This is a genomic window from Gleimia europaea ACS-120-V-Col10b (genome assembly GCF_000411155.1).
In the GTDB taxonomy this organism is placed as follows: domain Bacteria; phylum Actinomycetota; class Actinomycetes; order Actinomycetales; family Actinomycetaceae; genus Gleimia; species Gleimia europaea_B.
Genome location: NZ_KE150267.1, coordinates 16,285 through 40,155, shown reverse-complemented (window position 1 = coordinate 40,155; position 23,871 = coordinate 16,285). Strand labels below are relative to the sequence as shown.

The following is a 23,871-nucleotide window of genomic DNA, read 5'->3' as shown; positions in this document are numbered from 1 at the left end:
TTAAGCCGGTCTGCGCTCTAGTTGAATACGACGGTGCGCGTGCCGTTCAGTAGTACGCGGTGCTCGGAATGCCAGCGCACTGCCTGCGCGAGGACGCGGCGCTCCACGTCTTGCCCTTCAGCTACGAGGTCGCGGGTTGATTCGCGGTGTGTCACACGGGTCACATCCTGCTCGATGATCGGGCCTTCGTCGAGGTCAGCGGTCACGTAGTGCGCGGTTGCGCCAATCAGTTTCACGCCGCGATCGTGGGCTTGCGCGTACGGCCTCGCCCCCTTGAAAGACGGAAGGAACGAGTGATGGATGTTGATGACGTTGCCAGCAAGCTCGTTGCACAAGCTGTCAGACAGAATCTGCATGTAGCGGGCCAATACAACAAGTTCGATATTTTCGGCGCGAACGAGGTTCAAAAGCTCAGCCTCGGCAGCCGCCTTCGTGTCTTTCGTAACCGGAATACACAGGAACGGGATGCCGTAGAACTGCGCGACGGGTGCGAGATCAGGGTGGTTACCCACAATCGCCACGACGTCAATCGGCAAGTCCGCGTACCTCTGACGATAAAGCAGATCCGTGACGCAGTGCCCCTCTTTCGACACCATGATGATCGTGCGAAGAGGGCGGCCATACAGGTCAAGGTTCCAGGATGCGTCAAACTTCTTTGCAAACTCTTCCATACCCGCCTCAATGGGCGCACGCCCAGTAGGACATTCGAGTTCTACGCGCATGAAGAACAAGCCCGTATCTGGGTCGCCAAACTGTTGCGACTGGATGATGTTGCCCTGGTTCTCCACGATGATGTTAGAAACCGCGTGCACGATGCCCGGCCCGTCAGGGCACGAGATAGTGAGGATAAGTTTGGTGTCACTTACGTTTTCTTCAGCCATGCGTCCAACTTTAAACCAAAGCCAATACGGTTAATAACTTTGCATAGCAAAGGCGGCTCACAGGCTAGACCAAAGCGCCTAGCTGCGAGCCGCCTTTAGCGTTATCTGCTTACTTTACGAAGCCGAGGGCGCGCACGGCGTCACGCTCTTCTTCCAAAGCCTTAACGTTGCGTGCAATGCCAGCCTTCTGGCGATCGTCGAGCTCGAGGCCCTTAACGATCTCCCACTCGCCACCGGTAGAGGTTACCGGGAAGCCGTAGATGAGGCCTTCGGGTACGCCGTAGGATCCGTCAGATACGGAGCCGGAGGTTACCCAGTCGCCTTCCGGCGTACCGTTTACCCAGTCGTGCATGTGGTCGATCGCTGCGGAAGCTGCCGAAGCTGCCGAGGAAGCACCACGTGCCTCGATGATGGCTGCGCCGCGCTTTGCGACGGTGGGGACGAAGTAGTCGTCCAGCCAAGCCTCGTCAACCAAGTCCTTCGCCGGCTTGCCATCAACGCGAGCGTAGGTGACATCGGGGAACTGGTCTGCCGAGTGGTTACCCCAAACAACCATGTCCTTGATGAGGCGCGAAGGCACCTGCAGCTTGTGAGACAGCTGCGACATTGCGCGGTTGTGGTCAAGACGCATCATTGCGGTGAAACGCGAAGCCGGTACGTCCGGAGCTGCTGCCGAAGCAATCAGAGCGTTCGTGTTAGCCGGGTTGCCAACTACGAGCACGCGAACGTCATCAGCCGCGTTGTCGTTGATCGCCTTGCCCTGCGGGCCGAAGATACCACCGTTTGCCTCGAGCAGGTCGGCGCGCTCCATGCCCTTCGTGCGGGGGCGAGCGCCAACTAGGAACGCCGCGTTCGTGCCAGCAAACGCCTTGTTCGCGTCGTCAAAAATGTCAACGCCTTCGAGGAGGGGGAATGCTGCGTCGTCAAGCTCCATCGCGGTGCCTTCAGCGGCCTTCAGAGCCGGCGTGATTTCAAGAAGGTTCAGCTTTACAGGAACGTCCTTGCCAAAAACAGCGCCCGATGCGATGCGGAACAGCAGTGCGTAGCCGATGTTTCCAGCTGCGCCAGTGACGGTTACGATGCGAGCTTCTGTCATAGTGGAATTCTCCTTACGTTTTAGACAGATAGGGTCAAGTGACCCACCTCCCCTATCGTATCGCGCACGCCACCGAAGAGTTAACAAACGCCCCCGCTTTCAGTGCACCTTTGGGCGGCGAATGCGAGGGCGTTAGCGCAATTTACCGGTTACTTGTCGCGGTGTTCCAGGTAGTAGTTGATCAGCGACCTCGTGGACGGATCTTGCGCGTCAACCACTTCGCGGTCTCCCGCAACGGCTGGCGTTAGTTCACGTGCAAGCTCCTTACCAAGCTCAACGCCCCACTGGTCAAAGGAGTCGATACCCCAAATGATTCCTTGCACAAACGTGATGTGCTCGTACAGGGCTATCAGCTGCCCCAGAACCGAAGGAGTGAGCACCGGCGCCATAATCGAGGTTGTCGGCTTGTTACCCGCAAACACGCGGGCCGGCACAATGCGTTCGGGCGTGCCCTGGGCGCGAACCTCATCCGCAGTCTTTCCAAATGCCAACGCCTTGGTCTGGGCAAAGAAGTTGCCGAGGAAGAGGTCATGCATGTCCGCATCCTCGTCTCGCAGCGGCCACGCCGGGTTAGCAAACGCGATGAAGTCAGCGGGCACCAGGCGGGTGCCCTGGTGAATCAGCTGGTAGAACGCGTGCTGGCCGTTGGTGCCAGGTTCACCCCAGAACACCTCTCCAGTCTGGTAGTTTACGGGCTTGCCGTCCCACGTGACGCTCTTGCCATTGGATTCCATCGTAAGCTGTTGCAGGTACGCGGGGAAACGGTGCAGGTACTGCGAGTATGGGAGCACAGCGTGGGTGTGAGCGCCAAGAAAATTCGTGTACCACACGTTCAGCAAAGCCATGAGCACCGGAACGTTAGATTCCCATTGCTCGGTGCGGAAGTGCTCATCCATGTCGTGGAAGCCAGCCAAGAACTCCTCAAAAGCCTCCGGGCCAAGCACGATCGCTAGCGAAGTACCCACCGCAGAATCAACCGAGTAGCGGCCTCCAACCCAGTCCCAAAAACCGAACGCATTTTGCGGGTCGATGCCAAACTCTTCAACCTTATCCAGGGCCGTGGACACGGCGATGAAGTGCTTGCGCACCGCCTCGGCCTTTGATTTACCTTCAAGCGCGCCCGACTTTTCGAGGCCGTTTAGCAACCACTCGCGTACCACGCGCGCGTTCGTGAGCGTCTCCAGCGTGGTAAACGTCTTGGAAGCGACGATCACGAGTGTAGTTTCTGGATCCAGGTCCTTCGTCTTTTCGCCCGCATCCGTTGGATCAATATTTGAAATGTAGCGAGCTAAGAGCCCTTCCTTCGCATACGGCTTCAGTGCCTCGTAAGCCATGACGGGGCCTAGGTCAGAGCCCCCGATGCCGATGTTCACAACCGTTTCAATCGGCTTTCCGGTTACGCCAACCCACTCGCCAGAACGTACCTTTTCCGCGAAAGCATACACGCGATCCAAAACCTCATGCACGTCCTGCACCACGTTTTGCCCATCAACTTCAAGCGATGCTTCCTTAGGCAGCCGCAGCGCAGTGTGCAACACGGAACGATTCTCCGTTACGTTAATGCGCTCACCGCTAAACATGGCCTCCATGCGCTCTTGCAGGTTTGTCTGCTCAGCTAGATCTAGGAGCGCCTCGACAACCTCATCGGTCACAAGGTTCTTCGACATGTCCACGCGCAAATCAGCGGCGTCGAACGTGAATCGATCTACGCGACCGGGATCCTCGGCAAACCAGCCTCGCAGATCCGGGGCGAAATCCTTCGCAATAGCAGAAAGCTCACTCCATGCTTTCGTGGACGTGGGGTTCACTGGGGTTGTCATCGTCATTCCTTCTTTGGGTATTAACGCTTATGAAATCTAGTATGTCACGACATGGTCGGCGTCTTCGATAGGGATTTCCACGGGAATCACGTCCCCGCGCGGCATCGACACAACCGGGATGACGGTTGCGATAGACAGCCACCACTGGTCAAAGGGGCGCCGGTTCTTAGTGTCCAGGTGGTCCATCATGCGGCTGACTGGAAATGCTTGCATTTTGCCGCCGGCTTCGCCGATGTAGCACGCGTCATCACCGCCGCGCTCGAAAATTGCGTCCAGCACCTCGATTGCCTCGTACACGAGGCGGGTTGCAAGCAAACGGTCAAACGGGGACGGTGCGCCGCCCTGCTGCAGGTGTCCGAGGGCAGAGTGGCGCACGTCGTACAAGCCTTCTCCCTCGGATTCGAAAACGCGGGCGAGGAACTCGCGGTTGTACTCGGGATGGGCCTCCTCGTTTCGCACGACGAGGAACAGGCGCCGACCGGCGCGGAACGACTGTTTCAGGTAGGCAACGTCCTTGGAAATGTCGGCGAGCGTGGTAGGTTCTTCGTTCAAATACACTTTTTCGGCGCCACTAGCAATCGCCGCCATGAGAGCCAGGTAACCGCATTTGCGGCCCATCGTTTCCGCAACGAAGCAGCGCCGTGACGCCGCTGCAGACTCCTTGATTCGATCCAGCGCCCACACCGCGTTGTTGACCGCCGTGTCCGCACCGATGCTGAGCTCCGCGCCCGGCAAGTTGTTATCGATCGTGGCTGGCACTAGCACCATGGGGATGTTGAACGCCGGGTAGCGCCCGCGCTCTTGGAACATGTCGTAAATCGACAGGTACGCATTCATACCGCCAATCAGAAGCAACGCGTCGATTTTATGTTCCTCGATGGCGCGCCCAATCGCATAGTACTGATCAACGGTCGCCATGGTGCGGCGCGTGCCAAGCTCGGCCCCACCCTTGAACGCCCAGCCTTCAACGTCAGACCAGGTCAGCTCCCGCACATTTCCATTCATGAGGCCGGACATGGAGCCCTGCACGCCCAGAATTTGCATGCCCTTATCCAGACCGATGCGCACAGCGGCGCGCGCAGCGGTGTTCATGCCCGGAGCCAACCCGCCCATGTGCATAACAGCTACCCGCTTTGCTCCCTCGGGAATCGCGGTATTGCCCGGCGGCTCGGACAGAATCTGATTAATGCGCGTCATCTTCACAAAAGAGGCGCCCCTTGATTCGATGGCCTTATCGAACTCTTTGTTTGCCACAAGTTCGGCAACGTTGCGGGTGGCCTCTACCGATTCAACTAGCGGGATGCGCGTCAGCCGATTCTTGCGCACCCCAATGATGTTCGCTGGCGTGTCCGCCGTGGCTTTCAAAATCTCTTGCACCGCCCCGTAGCCCATGAGGGTTGGCATCCACCGGTCATACGCCGAGGGCGTGCCACCGCGCTGAACGTGCCCGAGGATCGTGATGCGCGGTTTTTCTCCCAGGCGCGCCTCAATAGCCTGCGCAACCTGCGCGGACGTGATCCGGTTGCCTTCCGAATCTTTTGCCCCCTCGGCGACAATCACGATGGACTCGCGCCTGCCGGCTTCGCGGCCTAAACGGAGCTTTTCCGACATGTCATCTTCCCAGCCGGGCGTGGGCGGATTTTCGGGTGTGAACACGTAGTCCGCGCCTCCCGCGACTGCTGACATGAGCGGCAGGTAGCCGCAGTGGCGTCCCATAACTTCAATGACGAACATGCGCTGGTGGGAGGCAGCCGTTGACGAGATGTCGTCAATCGCCTCCACGATGCGGTTTAGCGCCGAGTCCGTACCGATCGTCATGTCGGTGCCCACCATGTCGTTGTCGATCGAGCCGACAATCCCCACGATCATGAGGGCAGAGTGAGCGTTGGCCACCTCCGGCGTGATTTCGCCGGCCTCCAGCAGGCCCTGAACGTGGCCGGGCCATTCCTTGCGGAACTCGTTGGTTCCGGTCAGCGAGCCGTCACCACCGATCACCACTAGCCGGTCGATTCCCTTTTCCAACAGGTTCTTGCAGGCGCGGCGCCGCCCCTCATACTCGTAAAACTCGGGACTTCGGGCCGTACCGATCACGGTTCCACCCTCGTTCAGAATTGAGGAAACATCGGACCACGCCATTTCCTTGATTCGCTCGCCGCCTTCAACAGCGCCCTGCCAGCCCTCCAAAATTGCATACGGCGTGGCGCCCATTTCGAGGCTAGTGCGCACCACTGCGCGAACAGCCGCGTTCATTCCCTGAGCGTCACCTCCCGATGTCAGCACGCCTACGCGTTTCTTCAAATCAGGAGACGGTGTCATCTAGACCTCCAAACTAGAAACAAGACCACTCCTATTATCGACTGTTTGACACACATTTTGCCAAATGTTCAGCAAATCTCTGCAAAGGTCGGTAAAACGTGCAGCTTCGTAGAAGAACGCGGCTTCTGCGCCGGCTAATACAGGATTGAGATTGCGAGCAGCTCCGGGAATTGTCATTCGCTCCCTCAAACCAAAGTTTTCAAATGCGACAGTTCATTAAACTGCGGCGCCATTTCAGGGCGCCTTGGATGCTTAAACGGTGATTACACTGGTGATGGGGTTGTAGCCGCCGAGATTGTTAGCGCTAGACCCGCGATAACAGCGGACAAGAATAGGGCGTCAAACAGGGTGGAACGCGCCCGCAACCATGTGTAGTCCCGCGCCAGAATACGAATCACAAGCAATGCAACAAAAAACGCGACCACGCCCCACAGCGCTACCCGCACGCTCACCCACAGCGCCATTGCTGTCAGGCCCGCAATACAGGCCGCCACCAAGATGATTCCGGCCGCAATCACTGCTTTTTTACTCGACACGCCCTCCATCCTATCGGGTAGAGGGCGCGTCGATACGCAGTCTTAATGCTGTTGCGTGATTCTAGTGTGAGAAGTGGCGGTTGCCCGTGAAGTACATAGTGATCCCAGCTTCTTGGGCTGCCGCAATCACTTCCTCATCGCGGATGGAACCGCCCGGCTGTACCACGGCTTTCACACCCGCGTCGATCAAGAGTTGCAGGCCGTCAGCGAACGGGAAGAACGCGTCCGAGGCTGCCACGGCTCCCTCGCTGCGACGCGGCGCCTGCCCCACCTTGAGATCCGCACTCGACGCGCCACCGACTCCCGCCTCAACCTTCGCGGCATCACCAGTTTCACGGCCCCCGAGGGTATTCGCGCGCTCCACCGCCAAAGCACAAGAGTCCACGCGGTTAACCTGGCCCATTCCAACGCCCACCGACGCCTGATCTTTTACCAGCAAAATCGCGTTAGACCGCACCGCCCGAACCGTCTTCCACGCGAACTGTAAATCCGCAAGCGTCGCCGCATCAGCCGGGGCTCCCGACACTAGGTGCCAGTTCGCGGGGTCATCACCGGTTGCGTTCACATCGTCACGGTCCTGAGCTACGAGGCCTCCCGTGATTTGCTTAAACTCAACGGTTCCGCGCGAGGGCGCTTCAACCGTTAGGAGGCGAATGTTCTTCTTCTGAGAAAGGATCTCGAGAGCACCGTCTGCGAACGCCGGAGCCACTACAACCTCGGTGAAGATCGGAGCAACCTGCTTGGCCATCTCTACCGACACGGGACGGTTCACCGCGATTACGCCACCAAACGCGGACACTGGGTCACAAGCGTGCGCCTTGCGGTGAGCCTGCGCCACGTCCGCGCCAACGGCAATACCGCAGGGATTAGCGTGCTTAATGATTGCTACACAAGGCTCGTCGTGATCATATGCCGCTCGCAAGGCTGCATCCGCGTCCGTGTAGTTGTTGTAAGACATTGCCTTGCCGTGCAGCTGCTTTGCACGCGCCAGCCCGCCAGTCTCCGTACGACCTGCAAAGCCGGCACCAGCGTTCACATACACACCGCCGCGCTGGTGCGGGTTTTCGCCGTAACGAAGCGTGTCCAGACGCTCCCATGTACCTGCCAAGAACCCGGGAAGCGGCGTCTCATCGTCCTCGCCGGCGCTGTCTTGGTCAACCTGTTGCGCGAACCAGGTAGCAACCGTCGCGTCATAGGTTGCCGTGTGGGCAAACGCCTGCGCAGCCAAACGGCGACGCTGTTCGTCCGTGAAACCGCCGGCCTTCACCGCCTCGATCACCTCACCGTAACGGGAAGGATCAATCACCACCGCAACAGAGGCATGATTTTTCGCCGCCGCGCGCACCATCGTTGGGCCGCCAATATCGATCTGTTCGATTGCCTCTGCAAACGTGGCACCCGACGCGATCGTCTGCGCAAACGGATACAGGTTCACAACCACGAGGTCAAACGGATCAACCCCCAGTTCTGACAGCTCCTCCACGTGATCCGGCTTTGTCCGATCAGCCAAAATACCCGCGTGAATCCGCGGATGTAGAGTCTTTACCCGCCCTCCCAAGCACTCCGGAAAACCCGTCACTTTCTCAACGGGAGTAACCGCAACTCCGGCCTCTTCGATCAAACGGGCAGTTGAACCCGTCGAAACAACTTCCACCCCATTGTCTGCCAGAGCCTTCGCCAGCTCCACTACGTTCGACTTATCGAAAACAGAAACAAGGGCACGTTTAATTGCAGACATCATTCCTATCCAATCCTGCCCCACACCCAGGCGGGCGGCGTTGAAGGCACTGCCAGGCCGCTCCCCGGTGGTGATCCACCTGCGCCAGTCACGGCCACCTTCAGTGTAATGAACCTGCTCTCACAGGTTAAGGAATGTCCAGGAAATGAGGCTCTAGCCTACCTCCACCCAGCGGCCTGTCGTAGTCCAACCCTCGCGCATCATTTTGCCAACAGTGTCAACCAGTTGACGACGTTCAGCTACCTGAATACGCTCCAGAAGCTCAGCGAGAGTATCACCTGCCTCTACGGGGACAACGCACTGAGCGATCACGCGGCCCGTATCCATGCCCGGATCCACAAAAAATAGGGTTGCGCCCGTGTATTTGACGCCGTAAGCGAGGGCGTCTGCGGGACCGCGAACACCGGCAAACGAGGGTAGCAGCGAGTTGTGTGTGTTAACCACCCGGCCATCGAAAGTATTCAAAAACTCTGGGCCAAGTAGCTTCAAGAAACCGGCCGAAACCACGAGGTCGGGGTCAAAGTCTTCCACCGCCTCGGTTATCGCCGTGTCCCATTCTTCACGGCTGGCGTAGTCGCTCACGCGTTCAACAAATGTGGGGATGCCGGCCTCTTCAGCTCGTGCCAGGCCTTTAATTCCGGGTCGATCCGAGCCGACGGCCACCACCTCGCACCCATATCCCGGGTCTTCACACGCGTCAATCAGCGCCTGCAGGTTTGTACCCGAGCCGGAGATAAGCACTACTAGGCGCGCGGCCTTCACTCCTGCGGATGACTGCGACGGCGAGTATTGTGTGCCCGCTGCGGGAACTCGCTCCCCCGTGGTCTGCGTTGGCATGGCGTGGACGGGCGGGGATACCTTGAGGCCCGATGCCGCGATACCTGCTTGCGCTGCGCTCATGTTAGCGCCCGCCGCTTTGATGGGAGATTCTGCGGAAGTCGTCACTGTTGCTCCTTGAGGGCGATAATCCGATAACTAGTTTCAAATCCTCAACTGGTTTCGTCAAACGCGGTCTCACTTTGTCGCGTTCTGGCCGCCTGGAACTTCCTCATCCAAATCTGCCTCGGAGTTCTCCATTTGCGAGGAAGGGGCTGGCTGATCATTTTGTTCCTGCGGCTGCCCCGTTTCAGTCTGGTTCTTCGGCTCAACTTCCTCCGTTGCATCTAGCTCCGGGTTCGCAAGATCGGCGTTCTTCTTTCGGCTTATCTTCTTGGCGGCCGAACGCGTCACGCGGGACATGTCAGCTCCTGCCTGCGCGTACTTAGCCAGGAAGAACGGGTGTGCCAGCGAGTACACTAGCGCGGCACTAATGCCAACCTCTAGCGCAGCGAACGCAACGGCGTATACCAGGCGCGGCCCCAAAATCCCCATGCGAGCAACGCCCAGACTTCCCACGGACAGGCCCATCCATACCGCGACCAGCACTAGGACGGTAAGCACATACATGGAGGCGTGTACCAGGTGATCGGCAAGATCCTCTTCCTGCCTCCACTTCACTGCGGCCACACCAAGCAAAATACCGAGCGTGATGGGGATGAGTACCACCCAAATTCCCACTGCGGTTTGCGGAATACCACCCAGAATCGGAATCGCGGGAATCGCCGCTACATCTGCGCGCGAAGGCGTAACGATAGTGTCAGAAGCCGTGTAAAAGCCCGGCCCCATTAGCCAAGACGCGGCCCAGCCGGCCACGTTGGGAAGGTAAAGAGCCTGCGTGCTCCAGATGATCACAGAGTCTAAAACCGAAGCGTTAAGTAGCTCCGCTATGCCTTTTACACGATTCCATCCGGCAACAATGCCCACAAGGCCAGTCACTATTCCCACCAGGAAGAGTCCAACAAAGCCAATTACGCCATCGTTGAAGCCGCGCAGGTACGGGCCCACACCCGGTTTGGATGCAATATCCAACTCCTGCGATTTCAGTGACCACACCCATGCGACTGTCGCCACGCAGACGCTTCCAAGGATCAGTTGCAGGAGAGATGCGCTCGTTTTGTTAAACGCTGCCGAGACAAGCACGACCACGAGGTAGGCGGGTATAAATAGTGCTGAACCACGCCAGCTTGCCGTGTTCACCCTCGCTAATCCTGCTCTGGCGAGCACCACATGCAGAACTGTCAGCCCCAGCGGAATCAGCCGGTAGCTGGCGCCGGCGATCTTGACGCTGGCACCATATGACATCGCCCAAAAATCACTGCCCACCGAGATTGCAGAGTTCCAATCGGCTTCCATCATCCACGGGTTTGACGCGTTAACGAGGAAGCTAACCAGCGCCACCGCGGCGATCAGCGCCCACGAGAAGAACGCTGTTTCGAGGGCCGCAAGTAGTATCTGCGGCCAGCCTGTGGGTGGGCGCACCACAATGACTCTGCGTTCCATGGGCACGCGCGCGACCGTTGCAGAATCATCGGCTCGTTCCGCCGTTTCGTCCTCTACCTCTTGCGAGGTTTGAGCGAACTGTTCTTCTTCAACCGGCGCGCCCGCATCACCGTCGATTTCGATTTGCGAGGACGTCGCTTCCAGCTCGTCTAGGAGATTTTTCTCGATAAGGGCAAGCTCCACGTCGGTAAGACGCTCGGTTGGAAGTTCGTGTGGCGTCCGAGGATCTGCTGCGCGTCGGTTCTGGCGACTGCGAGCCTGCGCAATGGCGCGCCGTAAATCTTCGGCGTCCCGCCGCGGGGTTGACACACCGGTCTCGTAGTCGCGGCGACGCTGCTGCAAAACCCGCTCGCGAACCTTATCGGCATGCGCCTTGCGAGCTAACTTGCGCTCGTTAGCTTCCCGTTCTTTCTTGCTCGGTCGGTGCGCGTGCTCGCGCTCGCTTCGATCCCCTGTGTTTTCTCGCATCGTTTCTATCTTGGTTCAAACCTCCGGCTTTATCGCAGCGAATTGCCGGTGTGTCCACCAAACGCGACACTGCTATCGCGTGGGAGCAACACAAAAGGGCGGCCCCACGTCGTTGAACTGTCACCCTGAGCGCAGATATTGTGGCGGACGCATGGCGCCCTCAAAGCATCACTGATCCGCTGGATCCATACGGCAGCTCTATCGGAACTATCAATTCGCAACTTCCGGACTACCTCCGGCTAACTGCTGGTGGACAAATAGCCATTGCTGGTCTGGAATGGATGGGAGCCCGGCTTTGCGATCCGAACACCGCATCTTTCCTAACCCAGGATCCTGTCGCCGCACCGCCGGCTACGCTTTGGGCGGCAAACGCATATAACTACGCGGCTAATACGCCACTAAATCTAACCGACCCTTACGGTCTGAGTCCGATTACAGATAGCGACATCAGTGCACTAACCGCGTATAACGACAACCGAAATAGGGGCATCGGTGGGTTTGCTGCGGACAATTGGGAATACGCCCTTGCGGGAGCAGCGATTATTGGTGGAGTTGCCCTTGCAGCCACGGGTGTAGGCGGAATCCTGGTGGCTGGCGCCCGGGCTGGAGGCTTGGTTAGTGGTGGAACATCCTTGCTTACGCAGAAAATCTCCAACAAGCCTATCGACTGGAAGAAGGTAGGAATTGCTACGACTGTTGGAGCAGTCACCGGCTTTGTTTCTATGGGCGTTTCGAACCTAATTGGCGCCAAGATGGCCCAGGCATCCCCAGCAGCTCAAAAAGCCCTGCTCACGCATGGGAATGTAGACAAGGTGCGTTCGGCTGGGACAGGACTCTGGTCCCGAATGAATGGAACGTCAGCAATCCAGCAGGCAGTGAAGAAAGAGGCTAAAAATAGCCTCAATATGGCCACAGATAACTTCACAAGGAAACTGCTAGGCGATATGGCTGGTGAAGTTGTGAGCTCCAATGCAGGATACGCAACAGAAACACTAATAGACGCAAACAAGAATTTCACTGTTGAAGGGTTGGCAACAAGTAACGCAAAGAGTCTAGTCAATGCGGCTACAAAAGCGCATGCAAGTGCTCTCACGTTTGGCGTCAATCCTATGCCTTTAGATCCGAATACAGCCTCCCTTGGCGAGAAGGTGGGTCGAGGCGTATTCAAGAGTGCTGTTGACACCACGCAACGATCGTTTGTTGATTTTGTTGGTCACAACATTAAGAATGCTACTGAAAAAGATAGCGTGGATGGGGTCACTATGGGCGTTGACCATTCTGTCAATTTGGCTCAAGGGATCGCGTCAGGCTTTAAAGACGGACTAGGAAAATAGGAGGAAATTATTCAATGGTTGAGCCGATGAAGTTCGGGCCAGACGAGAACATAGTATCTCCGTATACTACGAACTTGCCGCTCCTGTTGCGGAAGATGAGCAAGTACCCCAAACAGCCGCGAGTGTTCAGTCAGGCACTAATTTTACTGGGTGTAGGAATACCGGGATCACTCATAATGACTCTGATAATCCTAGTCATGACACCCGCCTACTTCCGAGGCACCAACGACGACCTCGCCTCGGTCATCGCACCAATCGTAATGGCCCTGTTTATGTACACACTGACAGCTATAGGGCTGTTCCGCCGCTACGGGGTAGATGAGGACAAAGTCTGGTCAAAATTCGGACACATCTATTACAAGGAAGTCCGCTTCGACGAAATCACCGACATCAAACTCAGTGTTGCCAATCAGCGCTACAAGCTCTACAAAGGTGACAAGAAAATCAACCTGGACTACACGCGCTTTGATTACACGCTGGCCTTCATCCGGATAATGGAAGAACTCCAACACCGCCGCTTCGCACTCTCCGGAGTATCACCAGATGACCCCAGCTGGGAAGACGAAGCCCAAATGACACGAAATGACCTAGCCTGGAAGGCCTATGACAATCAGCGCAAATACTACAATTCTCATCCGGAGGATCTCGCAAAGTTAAACGCGCTAGTCCAACCACCGAGGACGTAGTTGCGACAAGTACGGACAAAGCAGTACGAAATGCAACTAACAGTTTCTGGTCACAGTTGAACGGTAGATCTCAATACCACGCTGCAGCGGAAATAGCGGCACGAAATTCTTCCGATGTTGCGCTAGCCAACGCTGCAAGAAGTGTCGTGGGTAGCGCATCGGGTGAAATGGTTGGAGCCAATGCAGGATATGTAACCGAAGTATTGGTTGACGAAAATAAGAACTTCTCGTGGGGAGGCTGGGGAACCGCGAATGCAGTGGGTGCGGTCAATGCAGGCACTGCCATGACTAGTGAAATTTTCAAGGCAGGTATGCTCCCCGAAGATGTTTCTCTACGACCATTCCCTGGTCTAGAAGGCAAGGTTGCAGAAAATTCCGTCAAAGTTGGAGCAGAGACCTTCAAATATGTAAATGATGAAATAGTCAGCTACGGTGCGCAAGAAAAGTAACTAGAGCAACAGAGGCGTTAGACGCCGCCAATAGAAAGATCATTCAATGATTGAGCCAATGCAGTTTGGGCCCGAACTCAACATTCCCTATCAGAATTATGGAAAGTCTCTACCGCGCTCTTTGCGGAAGATGAGCAAACACCCGCAACAGCCGAGAGTGTTCAACCAGGCAGCGATCCTGGCTGGCGTAGGAATTCCGGGAACCATCGTGATGTTGATCATTATTTCGGTTATGACGCCACGCTACTTTCGCGGAGAACACGACGATCCCTACGCTGTTTTCGTGCCGATCCTAACTATGCTTCTTACGCTATGGATGGCCTCGATGGGATTGTTTCGTCGCTACGGAGTGGACCAGGAAAAGCTATGGTCTAAGTTCGGGCAAATATACTACAAGGAAGTCCGTTTCGATGAAGTCAGGGCCTTTGGTGTGCAACCTGTAAATGCGCGCTACAAGATCTACGACGCTGACAAGAAGATCAACCTGGACTATAACCGCTTCGATTACACACTGGCGTTCATACGCCTACTCGAAGAACTCCAACATCGCCGGTTTGAACTGGACGGAGTGTCCCCAGAGGATCCCAACTGGGAAGACGTAGCGCAACTAACACGGAATGACCTTGCCTGGAGTGCTTACGACAACCACCGCAAATACTACGACTCCCATCCGCAAGACCTAGCAAAGCTAAATGCTCTTGTGCTACCACCAGTGAATGCACAAGTTCACGACGAAATTAGGTGATGTTTCCGCCCAACAACGGAGACACTTCGCACTTTGAGAGAAACCAACAGATGATCGCCCCAGCACATTTTGAGACCGACCCTAACGCGCCCCAGTCACAAGGGGACGAATCCCGATCGGGTAAGTCACGCAAAAAGAATCTACGACCTGACGAACCACGTGTTTACCACCGAGCTCTGGCGATGCTGCTCTACGGAATTCCCGTTGGCATCGTCATGACGCTGCCCACTGTGGGATTTGCATATTCATATGCCGGTGGCTTTAACGACTCGTTGGCGAGTTTCATAGTGCCCGGCTTGCTTGCACTTTCCGCGCTCGTAGCTATAGCAATGGGATTGTTCCACCGATACGGTGTCGACGATGAAAAGGTGTGGTCCAAGTTTGGCCACATCTACTCTACGGAAGTTCGCTTCGACGAAATCGAGCGTGTAAATCACGGTGTAACTCTCTTCGAGCTCTATTCACCTGATACGAAGGTCACGTTCAAATACGAACGATTCGACTACACTCCCGCCTTCATACACATTCTTGAAGAACTTCAACACCGTCGCTTCGCTATCTCCGATACTCTTCCTGAAGATCCCGCCTGGGAAGACGCAGCACAAAACTTGAGAAACATGCTGGGCTGGTGGATCTACACGAACCACCAAGGACACTACGACGCTCACCCAGAAGATCTAGCGCACCTAAACTCGCTGATGTTACCTCCAGCCCACTGACACAACCGCCGCCCCCCCAACACCGCATTACCACGAACTCAACACCCCAAGCCAGCCGCCTAAAAGTCGTGGCTGACCGTCTTGCCTGAAATACTGGCGTCATGTTGATTTCTACAGTGCGTGACCAGGTTGCCGAGGGAATACGAAGCAAAGTTGCCGGCCCCGACAGGCAAGAACGTGCCGACTTGATTTGGCGTGCACCCGGGGAACGTTGGTTTTCAAACGATGATCCCATCGTGAAAGTCCACGGCGCTCCCACCATGTACGTTGGCGGAATTCGCGCCCTCCTGCTGCAAAGCTTGCATCCCCTAGCAATGGCAGGAGTTGCTGGCCATTCTGGTTATCAGGACGATCCGTGGGGACGCCTGCAACGCACCGCAGAGTATGTTGTGACCACGACATTTGCACGCAAAGTGGACGTGGAGAAGATGATTGCACATGTGAGGCGCATGCACTCCTACGTTAAGGGCGAGCTCCCCGACGGCCGGCCATACGCGGCATCTGATCCTCACTTGCTCACTTGGGTTCACTGCGCGGAAATCGAGTCGTTCCTCATCGCGTACCAGAAGCTCAGCCCGCAGCCACTCACTCCCCCAGAATGCGACACGTACGTTGCCCAAACCGCGATTTCCGCGAAGATGCTGGGAGTAACAAATCCGCCGATGAACGTCAAGGAACTCTACGCAACGTTGGCGTCCTACGGTCCCGAACTCGAGTTCTCCCCAGCTGCAGCCGACGTCATCGACCTCCTGATCGACAATCCGCCGTTGCCGCCCCCAATGAAGTGGGGTTACGACATGCTTAAGGTAGGCGCGATCGCGCTACTCCCTCAATCTGCCAGGACGCTCCTCGGACTTGCGGACTCTAACGATCCGTCGCAAGTTAGCATTCAAGACGCGCTGTGGCGGCGCCCCATGGTGCGCTTCGCCACAGCGGCACTACGTCGAATGATGGGAGAAATCAGGCTTCCGAAGGAAATTAACGAGGGCGTGGCTCGCAATTCCTCTAAGTGAATCCGCGGATCTGCAATCTAACACTAAAAGTAGTTCCCGTGCACGAAAGGTGCACGGGAACTAACTATCTATTCAGTTGTGTTACGACCAACTTCAGGAGTTGATGCGCCTGCTCCAAACTGCAACGCCACCTGCTGCTAGAAGCAGTCCAGCGATTGCAACTAGGCCGGCGGTCTCAACACCGGTCTTGGCTAGGTCACCCGGATTGCCGGCCGTCGTCTCAGAGACGTCAGGATTCGCTCCTGGTGCACTGGGCACGGTGGGTTCGCCCGGTTCGAAAGGCGTGCCCGGCTCGCCCGGCACTTCCGGTTCACCAGGTTGGCCCGGTTCCTCGGGATCGACCGGCTCACCCGGCTCTTCCGGATCCGTCGGGCAATCCCCTGCAGATTCGGGAGCAATGGGAACTGCACGCAGCGCAGCCGAGGTAAATCCATCTGCGAAGAACCATGCGTACCTGTTGCCGTCGATGCAATCAGATTCGGCGTAGCCTTCGTTGTTCAGGTTCGGCATGCCGCCGGGACGTTCATAGTGGACAACGCGCGGGCTGTCGGTGCCGTCAAAGAAGATTTCGGCGATAACGCCCTCGTAGCCGTCATCGGACAGGATGCGCAGGGTATTGCGGCTGTAATCAAGCCCCATAGCGCCACCGATGAAGGAGTCGTAGGAGGTCAGCAGGGTCGCGTTCGATCCTGCAACAAATGGTGTAACTTCGCCTTGTTCCTTGAGAGAGAAGGCATAAACGTGGCCGTTATCTTCCAGTGCGACTACAAAGACGCCGTCAGCGACCGCGTTCGGGTAGTTTGCGGGATCGTAAGCTTCGCCCGTGTTCTCGTCGAATAGGCGGCCCTTGGCTTCGGCGTTCGGGATCCACTCGATAGCTTCGATACCCATGTTTGCGCTGACTTCAGGAAGCAGGTCGGTGATGTGCCACTCGGCGGATGCGACCACGTCCGGGCCTTCCGCGTCCTTGATGAAGCGGGCGCGCTTGCCGTCTTCCCAGCCGTCTGCAAACTGAACGGTTCCGTCGGCCTGCGGGACGAGCTTCCAGAACTTACCCGTTCCGTTATCTACCGCCCACAGGAATCCGTCGGCGTAGTCAAGGCCGGAGGAGTCCTCCAGGAACGTTGGAGCCTCATCAACTACGACCGGCGGCTCACCAGTCGAGTAGTACTGAAGCAGGTCCGGAATACCATCACAGGCGTTTCGTTCACCCGGCGTGGCTTCACGCGTCTGCGCAAAGTCACCAGTCATGTCCGGGCAGCGACCGTAGGTGTGGTCTGCGTGTTCGGTCCAGCTGTACTCTTCAACCAGCATGTCACCGTCAAAGACTCGCACGGAATCCGCGCCACCCAGACCGAAACCGGGGTCGCCACAGGCGTTGAGCTGCCCCTTCGTGGTGATTGCGACGTCAACGAACTCGCCGGTGCCGTCAGGGCAGCGAGACCAGTTTTCGTTGGCGTTAACTTCGTAGGTGTAGGAATCGACAAGCTCTTCACCGTTGAATAGGCGGGCCGTGTCGCCCTTGCCGAATCCGAACGTGAAGTCGGTGCCTTCAACTAGGACCTTGAATTCACCGGGAGCGATCGAACCGCTCATGTCCGCCTCGCCCGGGCGATCCTTGTCATCATGGAGTGACCAGCCGGTCAGGTCCACAGTTTCGGTTCCAGCGTTGTACAGCTCAATGGAGTCGTTAGTTCCAGGAACCAGCGCGTCTCCGTAAACAATCTCGTTGATGACAACCATGCAACAGTGATGCCCTAGGAAGGAGAAAGTTAAAACGACGTTAACGTTAGCTATCCGGAAGCCTCCAACCACCTTTGCGGCGAATTTTCATCCTCGAGGGCGAGGCTGGGATGCTCTACGGAACGGAATCTAACAAGAAATTGGGTTTCTGCGATGAATTGTTAATAAAGCACCCTCTTAATCTGTCAAGGAATGTCCCAATACCCAATTCATTGTTAGATTAGAGGAGTGCTAATCTAACAATTCTGTCAGGTAGGTTGCTATGACTCCGACATTAGAAGGTTTTGATCATCGTCGAACCGAATTGAACTCATCTATCGACTCAATCTTGTCGACCGCTCGCGATGGCCGCGTGACAAAGACGAAAGAAACCCAAAGCATCGACTTCAAAGAAGAAGCTGGACGCCGAAACGGACCTTCAATAGAACCAGGCCAAAACAAGAATTCAGATGCTGCAACTAAGCTTGCCGATGAAGTCGCGTGCATGGCGAATTCGCCGGAAGGCGGCGCGCTACTCCTTGGCATAGAAGACCGTAGCGGAATGATCATTGGAACGGAGCTAGACATTGATTGGCTCCGACAGAGCATTTACAGCAGGGTTGACATTGCTCCCGACATCATTGAGAAGAGGGCCGAAGGACAAAGGATTCTTGCAGTTTTTGTAGCTCCTTCGCCCGAACCTGTGGAAGACACAAGCGGACGTCTCAGATGGAGAGTTGGTGACGCGTGCGAGCCTGTGGACAGATCTGAATGGTGGCAATATCAACGCTCACAAGCGGCGTACGACCCTATGGCAAAGTCAACCACCATTTCGATCGATCAGGTCAGGGATGGGGCTATAGCCTACGTAAGACGTCAAGATACCGAGTTCGCAGAATACACAAAAGAGGACCTTCTACGCAGAATCGGAGCCGTCGATGCTACAGGAAAGCTGTCCCAAGCCGGTGTCTTACTATTCACCAGTCTCAGGCAAACCGTGGTTGAGTTTACCGTTTTCGATGTTCACGGTGGTCAGGTGCGCAACCGTGTGGCTCCTGCTCCGGAAGGATCAGGATTGGAACAGCTTGAACAAATTGAGAATGCACTATCGGTTATTAACAGAAACCACACCGTGTCGACGGGATTATCGGATCAGCCTGTCTCCGAGATTCCTCGCTCCGCTGTTCGCGAATCACTACTAAACGCAATGATTCACCGCGACTGGAATCGCAGTGAGTCTATTGACATCCGCTGGATCGAACTTGACTCAACTATGATCGTGCGTAGTCCTGGCGGATTCCCTCCCAATATCAACTCCGGTAACGTACTAAGCAATCGAGCTGCCCGTTATCCTGCATTAGCTGACCTTTACCGCGCGATCAGGCTTGTTGATAAACAAGGTGTTGGTGTTGACCGCATGTACCAGTCAATGATTGCAATTGGTCATCGGCCTCCCACAATTGAGGAGGTTGCCGGTCCGTTTGTAGAAACCACCTTGGTCGGTGGCAAGCCGGTAATCCCTGTATTGGAGTTGATGAGCAAGATTGTCCCACTAGGCCGGCAACGGGATTACCGGATCGCAATTATCTTGTACCTGCTGTTCAGGAGGCCATTTGTCACCGTAGACACAGTGGCAAAAGGTCTCCAATCTGGAAATGATGCCGCCATATCTGCGCTTGAAGCGTCACTTCAAACGACAGTGGATGGGTTACCCCTAATCACCGAGCACAATGGTTCGTGGATTCTTGGTGAAAATGCGAGAGCCATTCTTAAGCAGACGCCTACTTCCGTTACAAGACCCGCGTCATATCTCTCGACTGACCCCGCAGAGATGGAGAACGCTGCTCTCCTTTGGCTTGATGAGATGGGAAGCATCGCAACCAGTGATCTGATGGCACTCACAGGCGTTTCGCGAGGAACGGCAAAGAATCGCTTAGACGACATGGCATCACGAGAAATCATTCGTACAGTTGGAGCTGGAAGGTCGACGCATTATCGCCCTAAAGACTTGAAGAAATCTGTCAAGAAATCAGCAACTACCAATAAATTGTTAGATTAGAGGGGTGCTAATCTAACAATTTTTCCCGAAAGCCGGATTCCTTGACAGTTTTGCGCGCTCTGAAGTAGCAAATCAGCGTTAACCACCACTATTTCCGCGACGACCGAAACCGGGACGGTCTTTACGTGCGGGTAGGCGGATCCACCCGACTGGCGGTAGTTGTTGAGGGCGAGGATGTGCTCGTCCTCGGGCTGTATCGGCGTTCCGTCAGGGAAGGTGCGCAGATCAATGCGCTCGCCGACGGGCTTGGAAATGTCGATGTGGTAGTTAACTCCGGAGAGCACGTCGTAGGTGTAGTCCGGTAGACCGCGAGTCATCCCTTCGTACTGTGCGTTGGTGACGGTTGACCAATCTTCGACCTCGGCGCCCTCATCTTGCTGGATGTAGAAACGTGCGGACCATTCGAGATAGTCGCGAAGTTGCTCGCCGGTGAACTTAATTCCGAACAGGGTGTTGTCGTACACGTAAATGGAGGCCATGTCGGCGATGGTTACGTCGCCCTTGTCGAACACTGCGGTGCGCGAGAACGGGGAAACTTCCGCGATGATCGGCAGGCCTTCGTATTCGGTGCCTTCGAGGGCGCGGGGGCGGAAACGGCACTCTCGACTGATGGAGCTGTCTCTACAGTCGGCGATGACGTGGTTGTGGACTGGTCTGTGGTTATTCCTGCCGGTGAAACCAAGAACGTGCTGGTGAAGATTTCGCCTAGCACGAAGGCCGTTGTGTTGGCTCCGCCGTATCGGGGGTTGAAGGACCGTGGTGCTGATCTGCTTGCACGAAGTGGTGAGGGCTCTGACCTTTACGTGTTCCTAAGCAGAGCCCTGTCCGACCTCGACGGGCTAACGTTTTCGCACGAAAACGATTCGGATCTGCGTTTTATTGGGGCGGGGGAGCCCTGGCTTTCGACGCTGTTTGGTCGCGATTCGCTGATCACTGCGGGCTTCTTGAACAGTGTTGATCCTGCGTTGGCAATGGAGACGCTCAAGCTACTTGCAAGCTTGCAGGGCAAGGAAGTTCGCGTGGAAACCGCGGAGCAGCCGGGCAAGATTTTGCATGAGGTGCGCAGCGAACCTTTGAATCTCGAGACCTCTTCCGGACCGCTGGTTTTGCCGCCGGTTTGTTACGGAACGATCGATGCGACTCCGCTGTGGATTAGCACGCTACATAATGCGTGGAAGGCGGGCGCCAACGAGGGGGACGTAGCTGAGCTTATGCCGAATTTGCGCTTGGCGCTGGCCTGGATGCGCGATTACGGAGACGCCGACGGTGACGGGTTCCTGGAGTATCTAGATGAGACCGGCCGCGGCCTCGCAAATCAGGGCTGGAAGGACAGCGGGGATTCGGTGCGCTGGCACGACGGATCTTTGGCGGACGGTCCGATCGCGCTGTGTGAGGTGCAGGGTTACACGCATCGTGCGGCGTTAGATGGTGCGGAAATTTTGGAGGCGTTCGGCGAAGATGGTGAGTCCTGGCGCGCTTGGGCGGCTGATTTGAAGACCCGTTTCCGCGAGCAGTTCTGGGTTGAAAATGACGGCTTCCGTTATCCCGCGATCGCGTTGGATGCGTCGAAGAGGGCGGTGGATTCGCTGACTTCGAATATTGGGCACCTGCTTGGGTCGGGTCTGCTAGATGAGCGCGAAGTGGGTGACGTGATGAGGACGTTGATAAGTCCGGAAATGTTCTCTGGGTATGGCATTCACACGGCGTCCACGACGAATGCCGGTTTCTGGCCGTACAGGTACCACGTGGGGTCGGTGTGGCCGCATGACACGGCGATGATTATCCGCGGAATGTGGCGTGAAGGTCGCAAGGAGGAAGCGCAGGAAGTTGCGCGCGGATTGATGGAGGCCGCCCGTCGCTTTGACTGGTGTCTGCCGGAACTGTTTGCCGGAGTCAAGCGGGACGCTTACGCGAAGCCACTCCCCTACCCGGCGTCTTGCAGGCCGCAGGCGTGGGCAGCGGCTTCGGCTGTTGTCGTTGCTCAGGTTTTGACGGGGAACTAACGCTTCCATCTAGTGCAAAACTAAGGAATAAATCCTGGGTTGCCCTGACGAAGGCTCAGGCAACCCAGGATTTTTGTCGGTCTACATTCCGGGGAGAGGTCGATTCACTCCGTCCGGCACGCCAAAATCTTGGTCGAATGAGACGTTGTTTGGTGGGTCTTCAATGATGAGGCGAATTCCAGTCTCTTGGAGCATCGTGAAAGTGTCAGTAACCTTCACGCCCATCGCTTTGCAAGCGTCCGGAATCATGACTCTCTTCTTTGATTGTGGTGCTGATTTTTCGTGGGTGACCACGACAAGATCATGTGCCGCGGCATAAGCAACGAGCATGAAATCAGTCGGATTATTCTGGGCTACTTGGAGTGCCTCCTGGGGATAGCCATGTGTTACCGCCCAATTGTTTACCTCACAAAACTTTTCTAGAGTGACCGATTCACTAGTTGATCGAAAATACTGTTTGCGTTCCCTGACCCAAAGCGAAAGATCGTCTTCACGACCAATGAGTTCGTCGCTCGCATCTTGGATGCTAAGAATACGACCACTCTTGAAATGAAAATCTAACCACGCCCAGAACCCAGGTGCGAAATCGAATCCGTAATATCGATCCTTCGCCTCGATAAATACATTTGAATCCAAGAGGAACATCAGGATCCCTCGATCATATTGGCGAAGTTCTCAAACGTAGAGTGTCTCTTTATTCCGAGTAACTCATATGCGTCTCGGTAGGGTAGGTATCCAGAGCGCGCGCTTTGCACAACCGCACTGGAAAATCGCTCGCCCAAACGACCGCGTTGGGTGTAGTAATAATTTCCGCCTGAGCTCTTGCTCCTTTTCTCTTCCATAAACGCCTGGAGGCGTTCCATCTCATTGGCGTAGCGTTCTTGAAAATGTTCCCAGGATAGCAAGTCGGCATCGTAGAGACGTTTTAGAACTACCAGGGTGCTAACTTTGAATTTCTTAGCCAGACGGTCTTGTTCTTCTTCGGAAACAATTCCCTTGAACTCCTGCTTTAGAGTGTCCATAGGCACGAGAACTTCAGCAGCGACTCGGTTGCACCACAATTCTTCATCAGTACTGGTATCCGCTGTGATTGAAGCATCAGATACTGCGCTGTGTCCGAGCCAGATATGTGCAAGTTCGTGAATGAGCGTAAATATTTGTGCAGACTTCGTGTCCGCACCGTTAACGAAAATTAGTGGTGCAATCGGATCGGCGATTGCGAATCCGCGGAATTCCTCCGGGTCGAGGCTCCGGCTTGTGTTGCTGCCAACGATTCCGCTGACCATGACCAATACGCCCAGATCTTCAATCTTTCTTACGAGGGCACGAAAAGCTTCAGACCAAGTCACATAGGCAGAACGTGCTTGCATGTCGAAGTCCAAGATTTCACGGATCTGTCGCACGATTTTTTCGGGTCGGGTAGACAGTCTCGCTGTGCCAACAAATGAGAGCTCTGGGAAGCCTGCATCTACTGCGTAGACCTTGTACCAGCCTTGTCGATTCTGGCATATGTAGATGGTGTCGAGGAGATTTGCGGACGGCCTGGGAACTTTCTTGTTCCCCATAGTTCGCATGTCTGGAAGTGGCAAGGATTCTTTCGGTGGCTCAGACAAGAACAAAGATCCCAGAGGCGTATAGGTAGCGCCGGCAAATTTCTGAATTTGATTGAAGGTTGGTTTAGTTTCCTGTTCTACCCATTCATAGAAGTATGGAGCGCGTTCCTCAATTTCTTCTTCGCTCCACCCAGCACGTTCGACAGCCCAGAAGAACAGCTCAGGGGCTATATCCACTCCAGCTGTCATTGTCCCCACCTCCTTCGGACAGGACCGTGCTTTATGGCTGAACAATATCAATCGAACCTGAGAATGAAGCGGTTTCCGGGTTATAGGACAAATTGTGTTGCTGGG

The 23,871-nt window shown here is 55.8% G+C and carries 20 protein-coding genes and 1 riboswitch; of the genes, 8 read left to right on the top strand and 12 right to left on the bottom strand.

What is annotated here, in order from left to right; translation table 11 throughout:
• Positions 1–17: 17 nt before the first annotated feature.
• The 8 genes from purU to HMPREF9238_RS07235 form a co-directional block, all read right to left on the bottom strand.
• Complete coding sequence (gene purU, locus HMPREF9238_RS07270; protein ID WP_016444811.1) at positions 18–881, bottom strand: formyltetrahydrofolate deformylase; 864 nt, start codon at positions 879–881, stop codon at positions 18–20.
• A 109-nt stretch (positions 882–990) separates the two neighbouring features.
• On the bottom strand, positions 991–1,977 hold the full coding sequence (locus tag HMPREF9238_RS07265; RefSeq protein ID WP_016444810.1) for a malate dehydrogenase: 987 nt from the start codon (positions 1,975–1,977) through the stop codon (positions 991–993).
• Positions 1,978–2,126: 149 nt separating this feature from the next.
• Positions 2,127–3,797: a glucose-6-phosphate isomerase gene (gene pgi / locus HMPREF9238_RS07260; RefSeq protein ID WP_016444809.1), complete on the bottom strand. Its 1,671-nt coding sequence runs from the start codon at positions 3,795–3,797 to the stop codon at positions 2,127–2,129.
• Between the two features lie 36 nt (positions 3,798–3,833).
• Positions 3,834–6,113, bottom strand: a complete 2,280-nt coding sequence (locus HMPREF9238_RS07255; RefSeq protein WP_016444808.1) for a 6-phosphofructokinase — start codon at positions 6,111–6,113, stop codon at positions 3,834–3,836.
• Between the two features lie 263 nt (positions 6,114–6,376).
• Positions 6,377–6,649: a hypothetical protein gene (locus HMPREF9238_RS07250; protein WP_016444806.1), complete on the bottom strand. Its 273-nt coding sequence runs from the start codon at positions 6,647–6,649 to the stop codon at positions 6,377–6,379.
• Positions 6,650–6,710: 61 nt separating this feature from the next.
• The gene (gene purH / locus HMPREF9238_RS07245) at positions 6,711–8,390 is read right to left on the bottom strand and encodes a bifunctional phosphoribosylaminoimidazolecarboxamide formyltransferase/IMP cyclohydrolase (RefSeq protein WP_016444805.1); all 1,680 of its coding nucleotides are present in this window, start codon (positions 8,388–8,390) and stop codon (positions 6,711–6,713) included.
• A gap of 14 nt (positions 8,391–8,404) precedes the next feature.
• Positions 8,405–8,489, bottom strand: a riboswitch (ZMP/ZTP riboswitch).
• A 51-nt stretch (positions 8,490–8,540) separates the two neighbouring features.
• The gene (purN, locus tag HMPREF9238_RS07240; protein WP_016444804.1) at positions 8,541–9,332 is read right to left on the bottom strand and encodes a phosphoribosylglycinamide formyltransferase; all 792 of its coding nucleotides are present in this window, start codon (positions 9,330–9,332) and stop codon (positions 8,541–8,543) included.
• A 69-nt stretch (positions 9,333–9,401) separates the two neighbouring features.
• Complete coding sequence (locus HMPREF9238_RS07235; RefSeq protein ID WP_016444803.1) at positions 9,402–11,234, bottom strand: cell division protein PerM; 1,833 nt, start codon at positions 11,232–11,234, stop codon at positions 9,402–9,404.
• A gap of 140 nt (positions 11,235–11,374) precedes the next feature.
• Between HMPREF9238_RS07235 and HMPREF9238_RS08685 the strand changes: the two genes are divergently transcribed.
• From HMPREF9238_RS08685 to HMPREF9238_RS07205, 6 genes are all read left to right on the top strand, one after another.
• A complete protein-coding gene (locus HMPREF9238_RS08685) occupies positions 11,375–12,568 on the top strand; it encodes an RHS repeat-associated core domain-containing protein (protein ID WP_016444802.1) in 1,194 nt (397 codons plus the stop codon).
• A 176-nt stretch (positions 12,569–12,744) separates the two neighbouring features.
• A complete protein-coding gene (locus HMPREF9238_RS07225; protein WP_232217639.1) occupies positions 12,745–13,254 on the top strand; it encodes a hypothetical protein in 510 nt (169 codons plus the stop codon).
• A 146-nt stretch (positions 13,255–13,400) separates the two neighbouring features.
• Complete coding sequence (locus HMPREF9238_RS07220; RefSeq protein ID WP_016444800.1) at positions 13,401–13,703, top strand: hypothetical protein; 303 nt, start codon at positions 13,401–13,403, stop codon at positions 13,701–13,703.
• 46 nt (positions 13,704–13,749) lie between these two features.
• Entirely contained in the window at positions 13,750–14,448 is a 699-nt protein-coding gene (locus tag HMPREF9238_RS07215; RefSeq protein WP_016444799.1) for a hypothetical protein, read from the top strand.
• A gap of 182 nt (positions 14,449–14,630) precedes the next feature.
• Entirely contained in the window at positions 14,631–15,167 is a 537-nt protein-coding gene (locus HMPREF9238_RS08680) for a hypothetical protein (protein WP_156824463.1), read from the top strand.
• Between the two features lie 101 nt (positions 15,168–15,268).
• Positions 15,269–16,180: an oxygenase MpaB family protein gene (locus HMPREF9238_RS07205; protein WP_016444797.1), complete on the top strand. Its 912-nt coding sequence runs from the start codon at positions 15,269–15,271 to the stop codon at positions 16,178–16,180.
• A 93-nt stretch (positions 16,181–16,273) separates the two neighbouring features.
• Here HMPREF9238_RS07205 and HMPREF9238_RS07200 read toward each other — a convergent pair whose 3' ends face one another.
• Positions 16,274–17,923 carry a lamin tail domain-containing protein gene (locus HMPREF9238_RS07200; RefSeq protein WP_016444796.1) on the bottom strand — a complete coding sequence of 550 codons (1,650 nt, stop codon included), beginning with the start codon at positions 17,921–17,923 and terminating at the stop codon, positions 16,274–16,276.
• A gap of 352 nt (positions 17,924–18,275) precedes the next feature.
• On the opposite strand from HMPREF9238_RS07200, the gene HMPREF9238_RS07195 reads away from it, so the two are divergent.
• Positions 18,276–19,961 carry a DUF5635 domain-containing protein gene (locus tag HMPREF9238_RS07195; RefSeq protein ID WP_232217638.1) on the top strand — a complete coding sequence of 562 codons (1,686 nt, stop codon included), beginning with the start codon at positions 18,276–18,278 and terminating at the stop codon, positions 19,959–19,961.
• On the opposite strand, the gene HMPREF9238_RS08920 is transcribed toward HMPREF9238_RS07195, so the two are convergent.
• Positions 19,958–20,506: a 5'-nucleotidase C-terminal domain-containing protein gene (locus HMPREF9238_RS08920; RefSeq protein WP_286127809.1), complete on the bottom strand. Its 549-nt coding sequence runs from the start codon at positions 20,504–20,506 to the stop codon at positions 19,958–19,960. The genes HMPREF9238_RS07195 and HMPREF9238_RS08920 overlap by 4 nt on opposite strands.
• A 99-nt stretch (positions 20,507–20,605) precedes the next feature.
• Here HMPREF9238_RS08920 and HMPREF9238_RS08915 point away from each other — a divergent pair, with 99 nt between their 5' ends.
• The gene (locus HMPREF9238_RS08915) at positions 20,606–21,964 is read left to right on the top strand and encodes an amylo-alpha-1,6-glucosidase (protein ID WP_156824462.1); all 1,359 of its coding nucleotides are present in this window, start codon (positions 20,606–20,608) and stop codon (positions 21,962–21,964) included.
• Positions 21,965–22,045: 81 nt separating this feature from the next.
• On the opposite strand, the gene HMPREF9238_RS07180 is transcribed toward HMPREF9238_RS08915, so the two are convergent.
• On the bottom strand, positions 22,046–22,609 hold the full coding sequence (locus HMPREF9238_RS07180; RefSeq protein ID WP_016444792.1) for a DUF4411 family protein: 564 nt from the start codon (positions 22,607–22,609) through the stop codon (positions 22,046–22,048).
• Positions 22,609–23,766, bottom strand: a complete 1,158-nt coding sequence (locus tag HMPREF9238_RS07175; protein ID WP_016444791.1) for an ImmA/IrrE family metallo-endopeptidase — start codon at positions 23,764–23,766, stop codon at positions 22,609–22,611. Before HMPREF9238_RS07175 ends, HMPREF9238_RS07180 begins: the two co-directional genes overlap by 1 nt.
• Positions 23,767–23,871 lie beyond the last annotated feature (105 nt).

Excerpts from the sequence above, each read along its gene's own strand:
- purU (WP_016444811.1), bottom strand. The coding sequence starts at position 881 with ATGGCTGAAGAAAACGTAAGTGACACCAAACTTATCCTCACTATCTCG.
- purH (WP_016444805.1), bottom strand. The coding sequence starts at position 8,390 with ATGATGTCTGCAATTAAACGTGCCCTTGTTTCTGTTTTCGATAAGTCG.
- HMPREF9238_RS07180 (WP_016444792.1), bottom strand. The coding sequence starts at position 22,609 with ATGTTCCTCTTGGATTCAAATGTATTTATCGAGGCGAAGGATCGATAT.
- HMPREF9238_RS07200 (WP_016444796.1), bottom strand. The coding sequence starts at position 17,923 with ATGGTTGTCATCAACGAGATTGTTTACGGAGACGCGCTGGTTCCTGGA.
- HMPREF9238_RS07215 (WP_016444799.1), top strand. The coding sequence starts at position 13,750 with ATGATTGAGCCAATGCAGTTTGGGCCCGAACTCAACATTCCCTATCAG.
- HMPREF9238_RS07255 (WP_016444808.1), bottom strand. The coding sequence starts at position 6,113 with ATGACACCGTCTCCTGATTTGAAGAAACGCGTAGGCGTGCTGACATCG.
- HMPREF9238_RS07265 (WP_016444810.1), bottom strand. The coding sequence starts at position 1,977 with ATGACAGAAGCTCGCATCGTAACCGTCACTGGCGCAGCTGGAAACATC.
- HMPREF9238_RS07225 (WP_232217639.1), top strand. The coding sequence starts at position 12,745 with ATGACTCTGATAATCCTAGTCATGACACCCGCCTACTTCCGAGGCACC.
- pgi (WP_016444809.1), bottom strand. The coding sequence starts at position 3,797 with ATGACAACCCCAGTGAACCCCACGTCCACGAAAGCATGGAGTGAGCTT.
- HMPREF9238_RS07175 (WP_016444791.1), bottom strand. The coding sequence starts at position 23,766 with ATGACAGCTGGAGTGGATATAGCCCCTGAGCTGTTCTTCTGGGCTGTC.
- HMPREF9238_RS07235 (WP_016444803.1), bottom strand. The coding sequence starts at position 11,234 with ATGCGAGAAAACACAGGGGATCGAAGCGAGCGCGAGCACGCGCACCGA.
- HMPREF9238_RS08680 (WP_156824463.1), top strand. The coding sequence starts at position 14,631 with ATGCTGCTCTACGGAATTCCCGTTGGCATCGTCATGACGCTGCCCACT.
- HMPREF9238_RS07205 (WP_016444797.1), top strand. The coding sequence starts at position 15,269 with ATGTTGATTTCTACAGTGCGTGACCAGGTTGCCGAGGGAATACGAAGC.